General features: G+C 59.8%; 13 protein-coding genes. 5 read left to right on the top strand and 8 right to left on the bottom strand.

Annotated elements, in window-relative coordinates:
• Window positions 1–44 precede the first annotated feature (44 nt).
• From rpsA to mtnA, 8 genes are all read right to left on the bottom strand, one after another.
• On the bottom strand, window positions 45–1736 hold the full coding sequence (gene rpsA, locus AC30D7_RS21325) for a 30S ribosomal protein S1 (protein WP_018929851.1): 1692 nt from the start codon (window positions 1734–1736) through the stop codon (window positions 45–47).
• 119 nt (window positions 1737–1855) lie between these two features.
• Window positions 1856–2545: a (d)CMP kinase gene (cmk, locus tag AC30D7_RS21320; RefSeq protein ID WP_007939921.1), complete on the bottom strand. Its 690-nt coding sequence runs from the start codon at window positions 2543–2545 to the stop codon at window positions 1856–1858.
• A complete protein-coding gene (locus AC30D7_RS21315) occupies window positions 2542–4749 on the bottom strand; it encodes a bifunctional prephenate dehydrogenase/3-phosphoshikimate 1-carboxyvinyltransferase (RefSeq protein WP_433786743.1) in 2208 nt (735 codons plus the stop codon). The genes cmk and AC30D7_RS21315 overlap by 4 nt, the downstream gene beginning before the upstream one ends.
• A 28-nt stretch (window positions 4750–4777) precedes the next feature.
• Window positions 4778–5890, bottom strand: a complete 1113-nt coding sequence (hisC, locus tag AC30D7_RS21310) for a histidinol-phosphate transaminase (RefSeq protein ID WP_490135383.1) — start codon at window positions 5888–5890, stop codon at window positions 4778–4780.
• Between the two features lie 12 nt (window positions 5891–5902).
• Complete coding sequence (gene pheA, locus AC30D7_RS21305; protein WP_007939916.1) at window positions 5903–6997, bottom strand: prephenate dehydratase; 1095 nt, start codon at window positions 6995–6997, stop codon at window positions 5903–5905.
• Window positions 6997–8082, bottom strand: a complete 1086-nt coding sequence (serC, locus tag AC30D7_RS21300) for a 3-phosphoserine/phosphohydroxythreonine transaminase (RefSeq protein WP_086944626.1) — start codon at window positions 8080–8082, stop codon at window positions 6997–6999. Before serC ends, pheA begins: the two co-directional genes overlap by 1 nt.
• A 266-nt stretch (window positions 8083–8348) precedes the next feature.
• Window positions 8349–11018, bottom strand: a complete 2670-nt coding sequence (gene gyrA / locus AC30D7_RS21295; protein WP_490135382.1) for a DNA gyrase subunit A — start codon at window positions 11016–11018, stop codon at window positions 8349–8351.
• Window positions 11019–11354: 336 nt separating this feature from the next.
• Complete coding sequence (gene mtnA / locus AC30D7_RS21290) at window positions 11355–12431, bottom strand: S-methyl-5-thioribose-1-phosphate isomerase (protein ID WP_490135381.1); 1077 nt, start codon at window positions 12429–12431, stop codon at window positions 11355–11357.
• 108 nt (window positions 12432–12539) lie between these two features.
• Here mtnA and AC30D7_RS21285 point away from each other — a divergent pair, with 108 nt between their 5' ends.
• The 5 genes from AC30D7_RS21285 (at window position 12540) to AC30D7_RS21265 (ending at window position 17530) form a co-directional block, all read left to right on the top strand.
• Window positions 12540–13874: a TRZ/ATZ family hydrolase gene (locus AC30D7_RS21285; RefSeq protein WP_490135380.1), complete on the top strand. Its 1335-nt coding sequence runs from the start codon at window positions 12540–12542 to the stop codon at window positions 13872–13874.
• A gap of 57 nt (window positions 13875–13931) precedes the next feature.
• Window positions 13932–14630 (top strand): bifunctional 2-polyprenyl-6-hydroxyphenol methylase/3-demethylubiquinol 3-O-methyltransferase UbiG, encoded by a 699-nt coding sequence (gene ubiG / locus AC30D7_RS21280; RefSeq protein WP_018929858.1) that lies wholly within the window; start codon window positions 13932–13934, stop codon window positions 14628–14630.
• Between the two features lie 4 nt (window positions 14631–14634).
• The gene (gene mupP, locus AC30D7_RS21275) at window positions 14635–15306 is read left to right on the top strand and encodes an N-acetylmuramic acid 6-phosphate phosphatase MupP (protein WP_490135379.1); all 672 of its coding nucleotides are present in this window, start codon (window positions 14635–14637) and stop codon (window positions 15304–15306) included.
• A 182-nt stretch (window positions 15307–15488) separates the two neighbouring features.
• On the top strand, window positions 15489–16229 hold the full coding sequence (locus tag AC30D7_RS21270; RefSeq protein WP_490135378.1) for a YciK family oxidoreductase: 741 nt from the start codon (window positions 15489–15491) through the stop codon (window positions 16227–16229).
• A gap of 374 nt (window positions 16230–16603) precedes the next feature.
• Entirely contained in the window at window positions 16604–17530 is a 927-nt protein-coding gene (locus AC30D7_RS21265) for a GGDEF domain-containing protein (protein WP_490135377.1), read from the top strand.
• Window positions 17531–17599: the final 69 nt, after the last annotated feature.

Raw genomic sequence — 17599 nt, 5'->3', positions numbered from 1 at the left:
AAAAGGGCGACCGAAGTCGCCCTTTTTCTATGGTCTGACAGAACTCAGTTCTGTTTTTCCATTTGTGCACGCAACAGGTCGCCCAGAGTGGTAGGACCAGCAGCGATGTCAGCAGCAGGCTTGTCTTTCAAGCTCTGGATTGCTTCTTTCTCTTCAGCATCATCTTTCGACTTGATGGAGAGCTGGATTACGCGGCTCTTGCGATCAACGCTGATGATCTTGGCTTCTACTTCCTGGCCTTCTTTCAGAACGTTGCGCGCGTCTTCAACGCGGTCACGGCTGATTTCGGAGGCTTTCAGAGTCGCTTCGATATCGTCGGCCAGAGTGATGATGGCGCCTTTAGCGTCAACTTCTTTCACGATGCCTTTAACGATGGCGCCTTTGTCGTTCTCTTGAACGTACTCGGAGAACGGATCGCTTTCCAGTTGCTTGATACCCAGGGAGATGCGCTCGCGCTCTGGGTCAACCGACAGGATAACGGTGTCCAGCTCGTCGCCTTTCTTGAAGCGGCGTACGGCTTCTTCGCCCACTTCGTTCCAGGAGATGTCGGACAGGTGAACCAGACCGTCGATGCCGCCGTCCAGACCAATGAAGATACCGAAATCGGTGATCGACTTGATGGTGCCGGAGATCTTATCGCCCTTGTTGAACTGACCAGAGAAATCTTCCCATGGGTTAGATTTGCACTGCTTGATGCCGAGGGAGATACGACGACGCTCTTCGTCGATGTCCAGAACCATAACTTCCACTTCGTCGCCGACTTGTACGACTTTCGAAGGGTGGATGTTCTTGTTGGTCCAGTCCATTTCGGAAACGTGTACCAGACCTTCAACGCCTTCTTCCAGCTCAGCGAAGCAGCCGTAGTCGGTCAGGTTGGTTACACGAGCGGTAACGCGAGTGCTTTCTGGGTAACGGGCTTTGATAGCAACCCATGGATCTTCGCCCAGTTGCTTGAGGCCCAGGGAAACACGATTGCGCTCGCGATCGTACTTCAGAACCTTGACATCGATCTCGTCGCCAACGTTGACGATTTCGGAAGGATGCTTGATACGCTTCCAAGCCATGTCGGTAATGTGCAGCAGGCCATCGACGCCACCCAGATCGACGAATGCGCCGTAATCGGTGAGGTTCTTGACGATACCTTTGACTTGTTGGCCTTCCTGCAGGGATTCCAGCAGAGCTTCACGCTCGGCGGAGTTCTCGGCTTCGAGGACGCTGCGACGGGAAACGACAACGTTGTTGCGTTTCTGGTCGAGCTTGATGACCTTGAATTCCAGCTCTTTGCCTTCCAGGTGCGTGGTGTCGCGCACTGGACGGACGTCAACCAGAGAACCTGGCAGGAACGCACGGATGCCGTTAACGTCGACAGTGAAGCCGCCTTTAACCTTACCGTTGATAACGCCCTTGACCACTTCTTCGGCTGCGAAGGCTGCTTCCAGAACAATCCAGCATTCAGCGCGCTTGGCTTTTTCACGGGACAGCTTGGTTTCACCAAAGCCGTCTTCAACCGAGTCCAGAGCAACGTGAACTTCGTCACCGACGTTGATGTTCAGTTCGCCAGCGTCGTTGTAGAACTGCTCAAGCGGGATGAGTGCTTCAGACTTCAGGCCAGCGTGAACGGTTACCCAGCGAGCTTGGTAATCGATATCAACGATAACACCGGTGATGATGGAGCCTGCCTGAAGGTTCAGGGTTTTTAGGCTTTCTTCAAAGAGTTCCGCAAAGCTTTCGCTCATTTTAATTCCTGTTGATAAGGGCGAAGAATACGCCCATCTCCACATCCCAGACGATGTGGGTTAGTTTCATTTAAAAGAAGCTCCGCAGGACTATGACTGGTCCCCTGCGGCCCTCTTGGTCACCCGGCGATATCGCGAATGGCGATCTCGCTCATGATGCGTTCCAGCACCTGGTCGATGGATAATTCCGTGGAATCCAGCTGTATGGCGTCAGCCGCCGGTTTAAGCGGGGCTACCGCTCGCTGGGTGTCACGCTCATCGCGCGCACGTATCTCATCTAGCAGACTCGACAGACTAACACCATCGACTTTGCCCTTCAACTGCAAGTAACGTCGGCGCGCACGCTCTTCGGCACTGGCAGTGAGGAAAATCTTCAAGGGTGCGTCGGGAAATACCACCGTACCCATGTCGCGACCATCGGCCACCAGACCCGGCGCCTCCTGAAAAGCCCGCTGACGCTGCAGCAACGCCTCGCGAACCGCAGGCAACGCGGCGACCTGCGAGGCACCCGAGCCGACACTCTCGGTACGGATCACATCGCTGACTTCATCGCCTTCCAGAATAATGCGCTGCAGCTGACCATCGGTCGCCGCGATGAACTGCACATCCAGATGAGCGGCGAGCTTCTTGAGCAATTCCTCATTGGTCAGGTCGACGCCATGGTTATGCGCGGCGAAAGCCAGCAGTCGATAAAGTGCACCGGAATCCAGCAGGTTCCAGCCCAGGCGCTTGGCCAGAATCCCGGCGACAGTACCTTTGCCAGAGCCGCTTGGCCCATCAATAGTGATGACCGGTGCAATGCTGATCACGACTGAGCCTCTTGTGCAACACGGATACCGACCTGCGCGCACAGCGCGAGGAAGTTCGGGAACGAGGTCGCGACGTTGGCGCAATCATGGATGCGGATCGGCGCAGTGGCGCGCAGTGAAGCCACGCTGAAGGCCATGGCAATCCGGTGATCGCCGTGACCGTGCACTTCGCCGCCGCCGATCTGGCCGCCGTCGATGATGAGGCCGTCCGGAGTGGGCTCGCACTTGACGCCCAGCGCCAGCAGACCGTCCGCCATGACCTGGATCCGGTCCGATTCCTTCACGCGCAACTCTTCGGCACCACGCAGCACAGTGCGACCTTCGGCACAGGCAGCCGCCACGAACAGCACTGGAAACTCGTCGATAGCCAGTGGGACCAGCGCTTCGGGAATCTCGATACCTTTGAGTTTAGCTGCCCGTACGCGCAGGTCGGCTACCGGCTCGCCACCGACTTCACGCTGGTTTTCCAGAGTGATGTCAGCGCCCATCAGGCGCAGGATGTCGATTACGCCAGTGCGGGTCGGGTTGATGCCGACGTGTTCGAGCACCAGCTCCGAACCTTCGGCAATCGACGCCGCCACCAGGAAGAACGCCGACGACGAGATATCGCCCGGCACTTCAATGTGGGTCGCGGTCAACTTGTGGCCGGACTCGACCGAGGCGGTCGCCCCGTTAACGGTCACCGGGTAGCCGAAGCCGCGCAACATGCGCTCGGTGTGGTCACGAGTCGGTGCCGGCTCGGTGACCGTGGTCTTGCCTTCGGCATACAGACCCGCCAGCAGCAGGCAGGATTTAACCTGGGCACTGGCCATCGGCATGGTGTAAGTCAGGCCCTTGAGCTTGTTGCCGCCACGAATGGTCATCGGTGGACGACCGTCAGCGGCGGTCTCAATCACAGCGCCCATTTCACGTAGCGGATTGGCCACGCGATTCATCGGACGCTTGGACAACGAAGCGTCGCCGGTCAGGGTGCTGTCGAAGTTCTGCGCAGCCAGCAGGCCAGACAGCAGGCGCATCGAAGTGCCGGAGTTGCCCAGATAGATCGGGCCCGGCGCAGGCTTCAGGCCATGCAGGCCGACGCCGTGAATAGTCACACGACCGTGGTGCGGACCTTCGATGACGACGCCCATGTCGCGAAAAGCTTGCAAGGTCGCCAGGGCGTCTTCGCCCTCGAGGAAACCTTCCACTTCGGTGACGCCGCAGGCTAAGGAACCGAGCATGATCGAGCGGTGGGAAATCGATTTGTCGCCCGGTACACGAATCCGCCCAGTCAGGCGGCCACCAGGTTGTGCCAGGAAAATCAGATCGTTGGAATTCATAGCGTCCACATAGGCCCGGCGGGCCAGGATTTTACTGAAATGCTCGCGGGCAACCCGGGCGCGAGTGAACACGCCCAACAATTGGTGCCCATCCCCTGCATCGACCGCGTCGCGCAAGGCGTCGAGGTCGCTGCGAAATGTATCGAGTGTGCGCAGGACAGCTTCGCGGTTGGCGAGGAAGATGTCGTGCCACATGACCGGGTCGCTACCGGCGATTCTTGTGAAATCGCGGAAACCGCCCGCAGCGTAACGGAAGATCTCAAGATTTTCATTGCGTTTGGCCAATGAATCGACCAAACCGAACGCCAGCAAGTGCGGCAAATGGCTGGTTGCCGCCAACACTTCGTCATGACGCTCGACTTGCATGTGCTCGACGTCGGCGCCCAATTCGCGCCACAACCGGTCGACCACTGCCAGCGCGGCCGGATCGGTCTGATCCAGCGGCGTCAGAATCACTTTATGGCGACGAAACAGGTCGGCATTGGAGGCTTCCACCCCGCTCTGCTCGGAACCGGCAATCGGATGCCCCGGCACGAAACGCGCCGGCATGCCGCCAAATGCTTCGGTCGCCGCGCGCACCACATTGCCCTTGGCACTGCCGACGTCAGTCAGAATCGCCTGCCCCAGGTCCATGCCCGCCAACAGCGCGAGCAGTTTCTCCATGGCCAGGATCGGCACCGCCAACTGAATCACGTCCGCGCCCTGGCAAGCCGCCACCAGGTCTTCTTCGCAGCGATCCACCACACCCAACTCGACCGCCAGCTTGCGCGACTGCGGGTCGAGATCGACCCCGACCACTTCGCGGCACAGACCGCTTTCACGCAGGCCTTTGGCAAACGAACCGCCGATCAACCCCAGACCGACCACCACCAGGCGACCGATCATAGGTTCAGCAGATTGCAGTGCAGTGACATCAACCACGAGCCATAACCTTGGTCAGCGCCTCGAGGAAGCGGCTGTTTTCCGCTGGCAAACCGATGGTGATGCGCAGGTGGTTTGGCATGCCGTAGTTGGCCACCGGACGCACGATCACGCCTTCGCGCAGCAACCCCTGGAACACCGGGGCAGCAACGCGACCCAGATCGACACAGATAAAGTTGCCTTTGGATGGAATCCAGCTCAGCCCCAACTCACGGAAACCCGCCTCAAGCTGCTGCATGCCGGATTGGTTCAGGCGACGACTTTCAGCCAGGTACTCGACGTCTTGCAGCGCGGCACAAGCGGCGGCCAGCGCGAGGCTGTTGACGTTGAACGGCTGACGCACGCGATTGAGCACATCGGCGACGATGGCCGAGGACAAACCGTAGCCGACCCGCAGCGACGCCAGACCATAGGCCTTGGAGAAGGTGCGCGAGACCAGCAGGTTCGGATAAGCGGCCAGATAATCCAGGCCATCTGGCAAGTCGCTGCCTTCGGCGTACTCGATGTAGGCCTCGTCCAGCACCACCAGCACATGGGCCGGAACGTCCTGCAGGAATTCATCCAGCGCCTCGGCGTCGAACCAGGTCCCGGTCGGGTTGTTCGGGTTGGCGATGAACACCACGCGGGTATCGGCATCGATCGCGGCCAGCATCGCCGGCAGATCATGCCCCCAGTCTTTGGCCGGGATCACTTTTGCCTGGGCGCCAACGGCCTGGGTCACGATCGGATAGACCGCAAACGCATGCTCGCTGAATACCGCGTTCAGACCCGGCGCCAGATAGGCACGCGCCACCAGCTCCAGAATGTCGTTGGAGCCGTTGCCCAGCGTCACCTGGCTCAACTCGACGCGGCACTGATCGGCCAGCAGGGTCTTGAGCGCAAAACCGTTGCCGTCCGGATAGCGCGTCAGCTCAGCCAGCGCTTCACGAATCGCCGCCAGCGCCTTGGGACTGGCGCCCAGCGGGTTTTCGTTGCTCGCCAGCTTGACGATGCTGGCCGGATCGAGGTTCAGCTCACGAGCCAGTTCGTCCACAGGCTTGCCCGGAACGTAAGGCGAAAGTTGTTGCACGCCCGGCTGTGCCAGAGCGAGGAAGTTGCCACTCATTTGCTACCGCCCTTAGAGAACTGCTTTCGGGTAGGAACCCAGCACTTTGAGTGCCACTGCTTCCTGACTGATCTTTTCCAGCACACCTTTGACCAGCGGGTCGCGGTGATGGCCGACGAAGTCGATGAAGAACACGTAGGTCCATTTACCACTGCGCGACGGACGGGTCTCGATCCGTGTCAGGTCGATGCCATTGTCGTGGAACGGCACCAGCAACTCGTGGAGAGCGCCGGGTTTGTTGCTCATGGAAACGATGATCGAGGTCTTGTCGTCACCGGTCGGCGGCACTTCCTGGTTACCGATCATCAGGAATCGCGTGGAGTTGTCCGGGCGATCCTCGATTTTCTCGGCCAGACGGGTCAACCCGTAGAGGCCGGCAGCCATGTCACCGGCAATCGCCGCCGAGTTCCACTCACCCTTGACCCGCTTGGCCGCTTCGGCGTTGCTGGACACCGCCACGCGCTCGACATTCGGGTAATGAGCATCCAGCCACTTGCGGCACTGGGCCAGGGACTGGGCGTGGGAATAGATGCGGCTGATGCTGTCGGTCTTGGTGTTTTCGCCAACCAACAGGTGATGGTGAATACGCAGCTCGACTTCGCCACAGATCACCATGTCGTGTTCGAGGAAGCTGTCGAGGGTGTGGTTGACCGCGCCTTCGGTGGAGTTCTCCACCGGGACCACGCCAAAGTTCACCGCACCGGCCGCCACTTCACGGAACACTTCGTCGATCGCCGCCATTGGCTTGCTGATCACCGCGTGACCAAAGTGCTTCATGGCCGCAGCCTGAGTGAAGGTGCCTTCAGGGCCGAGGTAAGCCACTTTCAGCGGCTGTTCGAGCGCCAGGCACGAGGACATGATTTCGCGGAACAACCGCGCCATCTCTTCGTTGCCCAGCGGCCCCTGGTTACGCTCCATCACGCGTTTGAGCACCTGAGCTTCGCGCTCAGGACGATAGAACACCGGCACTTCGCCTTCGGCCAGCGAGGCCATCTTTACTCGCGCAACTTCCTGGGCGCAGCGTGCGCGCTCACTGATCAGCTCCAGGACCTTTTCGTCCAGAGCATCAATGCGCAGGCGCAGTGCCTTGAGTTCTTGCTCAGACATTAGCCGTGCTCCTTCTCGAACTCTGCCATGTACGAAACCAGTGCGTTGACCGCAACGATATCGACGGCGTTATAGATGGAGGCACGCATGCCGCCCACGGAACGGTGACCTTTGAGGTTCAACAGGCCACGTTCGTCGGCACCGGCCAGGAACGGCTTGTCGAGACGATCGTCGGCCAGACGGAACGGCACGTTCATCCACGAGCGGTCCGACTTGTTGATCGGGTTGCTGTACAAGCCGCTGGCGTCGATGAAGTCGTACAGCGTGCGCTGCTTCACTTCATTGAGCTTGCCGATGGCTTCGACGCCGCCCTGCTCTTTCAGCCACTCGAACACCAGGCCGGACAAGTACCAGGCCAGTGTTGGCGGTGTGTTGTACATCGAGCCGTTGTCGGCCGCGACCTTGTAGTTGAGCATGGTCGGGCAGATGGAACGGGCGTTACCCAGCAGGTCTTCGCGAACGATGTTGACGACGATGCCGCTCGGGCCGATGTTTTTCTGGGCGCCGGCGTAGATCATGCCGAAACGCGAGACATCCACCGGGCGCGAAAGAATGTCCGAGGACATGTCGGCGACCAGCGGCACATCACCGGTTTCCGGGATCCACTGGAATTCCAGGCCGCCGATGGTTTCGTTCGGTGCGTAGTGAACGTAGGCCGCATCTTTCGACAGGTTCCATTCGTTCTGACCCGGCACAGCGAAATAGTCGTAAGGCTTGGCGGTTGCGGCAACGTTGACGTGGCCGTAGCGCGAGGCTTCTTCGATCGCCTTCTGAGACCAGATACCGGTGTCGATATAGTCGGCGGTGCCGCTTTCCGGCAACAGGTTCAGCGGAATCTGAGCAAATTGCTGGCTCGCGCCACCTTGCAGAAACAGCACTTTATAGTTCGAGGGGATATTCAGCAGATCACGCAGATCCTGCTCGGCCTTGGTGGCAATGGACACGAACTCATCGCTGCGATGGCTCATTTCCATGACCGACAGGCCCTTGCCGTGCCAATCAAGGAGTTCAGCCTGGGCGCGCTTCAGGACAGCTTCGGGAAGCGCCGCAGGACCGGCACAGAAGTTATAGGCTCTCTTGCTCACATCCAATCTCGCTCTGATTTGGTGGTATCACGCAATAAAAATCACGATATCAGTCAACACAACCCCTTGCTGGAGCAAGCTTTTGTGGGAGCTGGCTTGCCTGCGATTGCATCACCGCGGTGTGCAAGAAACACCGCAGCGCCTGCATCGCGGGCAAGCCCGGCTCCCACAAAAGCCCTTCCACACAGGATCTTCGTGGGTGTCGATATTTTCAACCGGGACAAACAACAAGGGGGCGAATCTTCATCCGCCCCCTGCTTGCCCGCTTACTCCTGCGGCTCTTCGTCGGCGGCGGCGTCGAGTTGCTGGTCGTCGGCAACATCGTCGATCACGACCTCACCGTCGAACACTGCACCCTCTTCACCTTCGAGCCCTTCGGCTTCCAGTTCTTCGCCTTCGACTTCCGACGGCTCCTGAACCCGCTCCAGGCCCACCAGCGTTTCATCGTTGGCCAGCTTGATCAGGGTCACGCCCTGGGTATTACGACCCAGGCTGGACACTTCGTCGACACGGGTACGAACCAGCGTACCCTGGTCGGAGATCAGCATGATCTCCTCGCCGTCGAGCACCTGGACCGCACCGACCAGACGGCCGTTACGTTCGTTGCTGACCATGGCGATAACGCCCTGACCGCCACGCTTGTACTCAGGGAACTCGGTGATCGCGGTGCGCTTGCCGAAACCACGCGCCGAAGCGGTGAGGATCTGGCTGCCTTCTTCCGGGATCAGCATGGAAATCAGCTTCTGGCCTTCCGGCAGACGCATGCCGCGGACACCGCGAGCGGTACGGCCCATGGCGCGAACGTCGGTTTCCTTGAAGCGAGTGACCTTGCCGCCGTCGGAGAACAGCATGACTTCGCGCTCGCCATCGGTAATGGCAGCGGAAATCAGCACGTCACCTTCATCCAGCTCCAGCGCGATCAAACCAACGCTGCGTTGACGGCTGAAGGATTCCAGCGGGGTCTTCTTCACGGTGCCTTTGGCGGTAGCCATGAAGATGAAGTGACCTTCGGTGTATTCCTCGACCGGCAGCATGGTGGTGATGTATTCATCACTGTCCAGCGGCAGCAGGTTGACCAGCGGACGACCACGGGCCGCGCGGGAGGCTTCCGGGATTTCGTAGGTTTTCAGCCAGTACACTTTGCCTTTGCTGGAGAACAGCAACAGCGTGGTGTGGCTGTTGGCGACCAGCAGGTGAGCGATGTAGTCCTCATCCTTCACGCCGGTAGCCGATTTGCCTTTACCGCCACGACGCTGGGCCTGGTACGCCGCCAGCGGCTGGGTCTTGGCGTAGCCACCGTGGGAAATGGTCACGACGCGCTCTTCTTCCGGGATCATGTCGCCCAGGGTCAGGTCGAGACGGGCATCGAGAATCTCGGTGCGACGCACATCGCCGTACTCGGCGCGGATCACTTCCAGCTCTTCGCGGATCACTTCCATCAGGCGCGTGGCGCTGTTGAGGATGCGGATCAGCTCGCCGATCTGGTTGAGGATCTCTTGGTACTCGGCCAGCAGCTTTTCGTGCTCCAGACCGGTCAGACGGTGCAGACGCAGTTCCAGAATGGCTTGCGCCTGCTCTGGCGACAGGAAGTACTTGCCGTCGCGCAGACCGTATTGCGGATCGAGGTTTTCCGGGCGGCACGAATCGGCACCGGCACGCTCAACCATCGCGACCACGGCGGAGGATTCCCAAGGCGTGCTGATCAGCGCTTCCTTGGCTTCCGATGGCGTCGGCGAAGCCTTGATCAGGGCGATGACCGGGTCGATGTTCGACAGGGCAACTGCTTGACCTTCCAGGATGTGGCCACGTTCGCGCGCTTTACGCAGTTCGAACACGGTACGGCGGGTCACGACTTCGCGACGGTGACGTACGAAGGCTTCCAGCAGATCCTTGAGATTCAGAATCCGTGGGCGGCCATCGATCAGCGCAACGATGTTGATGCCGAACACGCTTTGCAGTTGAGTCTGGGCGTAGAGGTTGTTGAGAATCACCTCAGGCACTTCACCGCGACGCAGCTCGATCACGACGCGCATACCGTCCTTGTCGGACTCGTCGCGCAGCTCGGTGATGCCTTCAAGCTTCTTCTCTTTGACCAGCTCGGCGATCTTCTCGATCAGACGGGCCTTGTTCAGCTGGTAAGGGAGTTCGGTAATGACGATCTGCTGACGGCCACCGACCTTGTCGATGTCTTCGATGATCGAGCGGGCACGCATGTAAATGCGCCCGCGACCGGTGCGGTAGGCTTCGATAATGCCGGCGCGACCGTTGATGATCGCGGCAGTCGGGAAGTCCGGACCGGGGATGTATTGCATCAGCTCATCGACAGTCAGTTCCGGGTTGTCGATGAGTGCCAGGCAACCGTCGATGACTTCACCGAGGTTGTGTGGCGGAATGTTGGTCGCCATGCCCACGGCGATACCGCTGGAGCCGTTGACCAGCAGGTTGGGGATCTTGGTCGGCATGACCGCAGGGATCATCTCGGTGCCGTCGTAGTTCGGCACCCAGTCCACGGTTTCTTTATGCAGGTCGGCCAGCAGCTCGTGCGCCAGCTTGGTCATGCGCACTTCGGTGTATCGCATGGCCGCGGCGTTGTCGCCGTCCACCGAACCGAAGTTGCCCTGACCGTCCACCAGCAGGTAACGCAGCGAGAATGGCTGCGCCATCCGAACGATGGTGTCGTACACCGCGGTATCACCGTGCGGGTGATACTTACCGATCACGTCACCGACAACACGGGCAGATTTCTTGTACGGCTTGTTGAAGTCGTTGCCCAGCTCGCTCATCGCGAACAGCACACGCCGGTGCACGGGCTTCAAGCCATCGCGCGCATCCGGCAGTGCCCGCCCGACAATTACGCTCATCGCGTAGTCGAGGTAGGACTGCTTCAGCTCGTCTTCGATATTGACCGGGAGGATTTCTTTGGCCAGTTCGCCCATGAGAAGCCTGATTCCTTTTTCTGGTGAAACTTCGTCACATCCATATGGGACGAACGAAGCTCGCCGATGCAGACTGAGTGCCATGCACCGACTTACGACAAATCAACGAGTTATGCCATGGATCTGCGCAGTAAAGGCAGCCACATCAGGCTACCCTGGAAACCGCCGGATGTTATCACAAGAGCCGCCACGCACCTATCCCCCAGATGCGCATGGAGCATAGTTAGTTGACCGGTGACAGGCTTGAAGGAGACGAGAGGGGCTTAGAGGCGTGATCAACCGGCATTCAACCGTATTTTTCACTTGTAAACACCGATTTCGTACAGCCTGAATGATTTAATGCAGACGCTTGCGGCACATCAATTGGGCCATTTTCGCAGTGTCCGGGCGCTCGACGATGCCTTTTTCGGTGACGATCGCATCGATCAGGTCGGCCGGGGTCACGTCGAAAACCGGGTTGAACGCTTCCACATCTGCCCCCACCCGCTTGCCGCCAACTTCCAGCAACTCGCGGCCATCACGTTCTTCGATAGGAATCTCGTCGCCACTGGCCAGGTTCATGTCGATGGTCGAACTCGGCGCCACCACCATGAAGCGCACCCCGTGGTGCATGGCGTTGACCGCCAACTGGTAGGTGCCGATCTTGTTCGCCACATCGCCATTGGCGGTAATCCGGTCGGCGCCGACGATCACCCAGGTCACACCCTTGGTTTTCATTATGTGTGCAGCGGCAGAGTCGACATTGAGGGTCACCGGAATGCCTTCATTGGCCAATTCCCACGCGGTCAATCGTGAACCTTGCAGCCATGGCCGGGTTTCGTCGGCGTAGACACGTTCGACCATACCTTCAATGAACGCCCCGCGAATCACCCCCAGCGCCGTGCCGAAACCACCGGTGGCCAGTGCACCGGTGTTGCAATGCGTAAGGATCGCCTGGGCGTTGCCCTGGTGTTTACGGATCAGGTCGACGCCCAACTGGGCCATGGTCAGGTTGGCTTCGCGATCACTTTCATGGATAGAGATGGCTTCGGCTTCCAGCACCGACAGCGGATCGGCGTGCTCCCTCAGGCGCTCAAGCCGCTCACGCATGCGACCCAAGGCCCAGAACAGATTGACCGCGGTCGGACGGGAGTCGGCCAGCAGCGCGAAATCCTCTTCCAGCGCCGCCTGCCAGTCACCGCCTTCGGCAAAACGGGTACGGGCCGCCAGCACCACGCCATAGGCGGCGCTGATGCCAATGGCCGGCGCACCGCGCACCACCATCGAGCGAATGGCTTCGGCCACACCCGCAGCGCTGGTGTAGGCGATCCAGGTTTCCTCGAACGGCAAAATACGCTGATCCAGCAGGTACAGTGCGCCATCACGCCAATCGATGGCCTTCACCTTCTCCGCAGCCAACAGTCGATCGCGCATCCCACACCCCGCACTCATGAACAAAAGCCGCCGATTATAGCGATCCCCCCGCGAAGACGCTCGGGTATACTTCGCCATCCTTTACAAAAGCACTGGAACCGACTCTCGATGCCGACCCCCACCGCTGCGCTCGACCTATTATTGCTGCCGACCTGGCTGGTACCCGTCGAACCGGCTGGCGTGGTCCTTAAAGAGCATGCCCTGGGTATCCGCGACGGTCGTATCGTGTTTATCGGCCCACGCGCAGCAGCCTTGAAGCTTAACGCAACCGACGTGCGCGAATTGCCGGGCATGCTGCTCAGCCCTGGCCTGATCAATGCCCACGGCCATGCGGCGATGACGCTGTTCCGTGGTTTGGCCGACGATCTGCCGCTGATGACCTGGCTGGAAAACCACATCTGGCCGGCCGAAGCCAAATGGGTCGACGAAGCTTTCGTACGCGACGGCACGGACCTGGCCATCGCCGAGCAGATCAAAGGCGGCATCACCTGCTTCTCTGACATGTATTTCTTCCCGAAGGTCGCCAGCGAACGCGTACATAACAGCGGCATTCGCGCCCAGATCGCCATTCCGATCCTCGATTTCCCGATTCCAGGCGCCAGCACGGCGGATGAAGCCATTCGTCAGGGCGTCGAATTATTCGGCGATCTCAAGCATCACGAACGGATCAAAGTCACCTTCGGCCCCCATGCCCCGTACACCGTGGGCGACGAAAACCTGGAAAAAATCCGGGTGATCGCCGAAGAACTGGACGCCTCGATTCACATGCATGTCCACGAAACCGCCTTCGAAGTGCAGCAGTCGGTGGAGCAGCGCGGCGAACGCCCGCTAGCCCGCCTCGGCCGCCTCGGCCTGCTCGGGCCGCGCTTCCAGGCCGTTCACATGACCCAGATCAGCGATGAAGACCTGGCGCTGCTGGTAGAAAGTAACACCAATGTGATTCATTGCCCGGAGTCGAACCTGAAGTTGGCCAGCGGCTTCTGCCCGGTCGAGCGTTTGTGGCAGGCCGGAGTCAATGTGGCGATCGGTACCGATGGCGCGGCCAGCAATAATGACCTGGACCTGCTCGGCGAGACCCGCACCGCCGCATTGCTGGCCAAGGCTGTCGCCGGCTCGGCCACCGCGCTGGACGCCCATCGCGCCCTGCGCATGGCCACGCTCAATGGCGCCCGCGCGTTGGGAATCGAAGCGCAAACCGGCTCGCTGGAAATCGGCAAGGCGGCGGACATCGTCGCATTCGACCTGTCGGGCCTGGCACAGCAACCGGTCTACGACCCGGTTTCGCAACTTATATATGCCACTGGCCGCGACTGCGTGAAACACCTTTGGGTCGCCGGCAAGCAACTGCTCGACGACCGCCGCCTGACCCGCCTGGATGAAGCGCAACTGTGCGCCACCGCCAAGGCCTGGGGCAGGCGCATCAGCGGCCACACCGAATCGTAAGCACCCTGGACCAAAACCGGGGCAACAGAATTTTTCAAGTTTTAGAGGACTGACACCATGAGCAACGTCGACCACGCCGAAATCGCCAAATTCGAAGCCCTGGCCCATCGCTGGTGGGACCGCGAAAGCGAGTTCAAACCGCTGCACGACATCAACCCCCTGCGGGTCAACTGGATCGACGAGCGCGTCAATCTGGCCGGCAAGAAAGTCCTCGACGTCGGTTGCGGCGGCGGCATCCTCAGCGAAGCCATGGCCCAGCGCGGCGCCACCGTGATGGGCATCGACATGGGCGAAGCGCCGCTGGCGGTCGCGCAATTGCATCAGCTGGAATCCGGCGTAAACGTCGAATACCGCCAAATCACCGCCGAAGCGCTGGCCGAAGAAATGCCTGAGCAGTTCGACGTAGTCACCTGCCTGGAAATGCTCGAACACGTTCCGGATCCGTCCTCGGTGATCCGCGCCTGCTTCCGCATGGTCAAGCCTGGCGGCCAGGTGTTCTTCTCCACCATCAACCGCAACCCGAAGGCCTATCTGTTCGCCATCGTCGGCGCCGAATACATCATGAAGCTGCTGCCGCGAGGCACTCACGACTTCAAGAAATTCATCCGCCCTTCCGAGCTCGGTGCCTGGAGTCGCATGGCCGGCCTGACCGTCAAGGACATCATCGGCCTGACCTACAACCCGCTGACCAAGCATTACAAACTGGCATCCGATGTCGACGTCAACTACATGATCCAGACCCTGCGCGAGGAGTAAGCCGATGCGTATCAGAGCAGTTCTCTTCGACATGGACGGCACCCTGCTCGACACCGCGCCGGACTTCATCGCCATCTGCCAGGCGATGCGTGCTGAGCGCGGCTTGCCGCCGATGAACGACAAGCACATCCGTGACGAGATCTCCGGCGGCGCCAGGGCGATGGTCGCAGTGACTTTCTCGATGGACCCGGAATCGCCGGGCTTCGAGGAGCTGCGCCTGGAATTTCTGGAGCGCTATGTCAAAGGTTGTGCGGTGCACAGCAAGCTCTTCGACGGCATGGGCGAATTGCTGGCCGACATCGAGAAGGCCAACCTGGTCTGGGGCGTGGTCACCAACAAGCCGCTGCGCTTCGCCGAGCCGATCATGCAGCAATTGGGGCTGGCCGAGCGTTCGGCGCTGCTGATCTGCCCGGATCACGTGAAGAACAGCAAACCGGACCCTGAGCCGTTGATCCTGGCATGCAAGATGCTCGACCTCGATCCGGCCAGCGTGCTGTTTGTCGGCGATGACCTGCGCGATATCGAATCCGGCCGCGATGCCGGCACCAGAACAGCCGCCGTGACCTACGGCTATATTCATCCGGAGGATAACCCGCGGCATTGGGGGGCGGATGTGGTGGTCGATCATCCACTGGAGTTGCGTCTGGTGCTGGATAGCGCTTTGTGCAGTTGCTGATTACAGAGGCTTTTGTGGCGAGGGAGCTTGCTCCCGCTGGGCTGCGAAGCGGCCCCTTTTATTATCGCGCAGTGTCAGGTATGTCGCATTTGCAGGTTTACGACTGCTTCGCAGCCGAGCGGGAGCAAGCTCCCTCGCCACAAATACGATGCCTGCCTGTTGAATTGTGTTGAGGTTTTTTTATGTTTGATTATTCCGCCCGTCCTGAATTGCTCAAGGACCGGGTCATCCTGGTCACCGGCGCTGGCCGAGGCATCGGTGCTGCCGCCGCGAAAACCTACGCCGCGCATGGCGCCACCGTGTTGCTGCTGGGCAAGACCGAAGCCAATCTGACGCAGGTCTACGACGAAATCGAAGCGGCTGGGCACCCACAACCGGTGGTGATCCCGTTCAACCTGGAAACCGCCCTGCCCCATCAATACGATGAACTGGCGGCCATGATCGAAACCGAATTCGGTCATCTCGACGGCTTGCTGCACAATGCGTCGATCATCGGCCCACGCACACCGATCGAGCAGTTGTCTGGCGAGAATTTCATGCGCGTCATGCAAGTCAACGTCAACGCCATGTTCATGCTCACCAGCACCCTGCTGCCGCTGCTCAAGCTGTCGCAGGACGCCTCGGTGGTGTTCACCTCCAGCAGCGTCGGTCGCAAGGGGCGTGCGTATTGGGGCGCTTACGGCGTGTCCAAGTTCGCCACCGAAGGCCTGATGCAAACCCTGGCCGACGAAGTAGACACCGTGGCCCCCGTGCGCTCCAACAGCATCAACCCCGGCGCTACCCGCACCAGCATGCGTGCTCAGGCCTACCCTGGGGAAAATCCGCTGAACAACCCGACGCCCGAGGAGATCATGCCGGTCTATCTTTACCTGATGGGTCCGGACAGCACCGGCATCAATGGCCAGGCGTTCAACGCTCAGTAATGCCCGTGCGTCGCTTTTGTGCCGCGACGACTTCCCGTCGCGGCACGCATAGCCGGTGATAACTGCGGCTGTTTCAAGTCAAATAAATGCCAACATCCCCGACACCATCTTTCGCAACCTCCAAAACCTTGTTGATTTATAACGCTTTTTAGCCGACTGAACTGAATGGCACGACTTTCGCTCTAAATTTGCTCAGACACGCCGTGTGAAAGCAGACGGGGCAGAGCTTGAGCCGAGAGGTTACTAATCTTCGGCAAAGCGGACTAAACTCGTGCCAAATGTCCTACGGGACTGATGGACCAGTATGACGCGCAGCCCAAAGCCGCTCTCACCCAGCCTGTAAGACAGTCTTACTGTTTAGGGGCTCACGCCATATGAAATCGCCTTCCCAGACCAACGCAATTGACTTCGACAGTGCCAAATTGCAACGCCTGGGCTTTGGTCAGCAGTCTCCCCTTCTGGAGCGGCCCGTCAGTCTTGCGCAGTTGCGACAGGAGCTTGGGCTGCAACTGCAAACCAGTCTTGAGCCGCAACGCATTCTCGGACTTTTCTTCCGTGAAATTCAGCGTCTTGTGCCGCTGGATGCCTTGAATTATGAGCATCAGCCCAGCGACCTGCGCCTGCTGTTCGGCCAGCGGGGTCATCATTCGATCAGCTACAGCCTCAGTCATGAAGGCGAGCAATTGGGTGAACTGGTGTTCCGTCGCAATCAGCGTTTCAGCGATGAAGAGCAAGGCCATCTGGAGTCGCTGCTATCAGCGCTTCTGTACCCGATGCGCAATGCCCTGCTCTACCGTGCCGCCACCCAAAGCGCCTTGCGTGACCCGCTGACCGACACGGGCAACCGCATCGCCATGGATCAGACGCTGCAACGGGAAATCGAGATGTCGCGCCGACACTCACAGCCCCTGTCGCTGCTGATGCTGGACATCGATCACTTCAAACAGATCAATGACACCTACGGGCACAGCGCCGGCGATGATGTGCTCAAGGCCGTCGCAGCCTCGATCAAAAGCCAATTGCGTAACGTGGACATGGTGTTCCGGTTTGGTGGCGAAGAGTTCATGATCCTGCTGTCCAACACCAGCCGGGAAGCCGCGGCCATGGTCGGCGAACGACTGCGGTTCGCTGCGCAGGCTCAGGACTATGTGGCCGAAGGCAAGGCCATCGAGCTGACGGTCAGCCTGGGTTGCTCGACCCTGCTGCCCGGCGAGTCTGCCGAGAGCCTGTTGCGACGAGCCGACAGTGCGCTGTATGTGGCCAAGCGCGAGGGGCGCAACCGGTTGGCGATGGCTGGCTGAAGTTTCAGCAACACTGCATGCCCCATGTGGGAGCGGGCTTGCTCGCAAAGACGGCTTAACATCCAACAG

Source organism: Pseudomonas sp. DF5 (genome assembly GCF_058148225.1).
Note: the sequence above shows the minus strand (reverse complement) of the source record. Positions and strands in the feature narration are given on the sequence as shown.

What these genes read in the sequence shown, in the direction of transcription:
- gyrA (WP_490135382.1), bottom strand. Translation starts at nt 11,018, where the DNA reads ATGGGCGAACTGGCCAAAGAAATCCTCCCGGTCAATATCGAAGACGAG.
- mtnA (WP_490135381.1), bottom strand. Translation starts at nt 12,431, where the DNA reads ATGCGCGATCGACTGTTGGCTGCGGAGAAGGTGAAGGCCATCGATTGG.
- AC30D7_RS21270 (WP_490135378.1), top strand. Translation starts at nt 15,489, where the DNA reads ATGTTTGATTATTCCGCCCGTCCTGAATTGCTCAAGGACCGGGTCATC.
- hisC (WP_490135383.1), bottom strand. Translation starts at nt 5,890, where the DNA reads ATGAGTGGCAACTTCCTCGCTCTGGCACAGCCGGGCGTGCAACAACTT.
- mupP (WP_490135379.1), top strand. Translation starts at nt 14,635, where the DNA reads ATGCGTATCAGAGCAGTTCTCTTCGACATGGACGGCACCCTGCTCGAC.
- AC30D7_RS21265 (WP_490135377.1), top strand. Translation starts at nt 16,604, where the DNA reads ATGAAATCGCCTTCCCAGACCAACGCAATTGACTTCGACAGTGCCAAA.
- rpsA (WP_018929851.1), bottom strand. Translation starts at nt 1,736, where the DNA reads ATGAGCGAAAGCTTTGCGGAACTCTTTGAAGAAAGCCTAAAAACCCTG.
- ubiG (WP_018929858.1), top strand. Translation starts at nt 13,932, where the DNA reads ATGAGCAACGTCGACCACGCCGAAATCGCCAAATTCGAAGCCCTGGCC.
- AC30D7_RS21285 (WP_490135380.1), top strand. Translation starts at nt 12,540, where the DNA reads ATGCCGACCCCCACCGCTGCGCTCGACCTATTATTGCTGCCGACCTGG.
- AC30D7_RS21315 (WP_433786743.1), bottom strand. Translation starts at nt 4,749, where the DNA reads ATGATCGGTCGCCTGGTGGTGGTCGGTCTGGGGTTGATCGGCGGTTCG.
- pheA (WP_007939916.1), bottom strand. Translation starts at nt 6,997, where the DNA reads ATGTCTGAGCAAGAACTCAAGGCACTGCGCCTGCGCATTGATGCTCTG.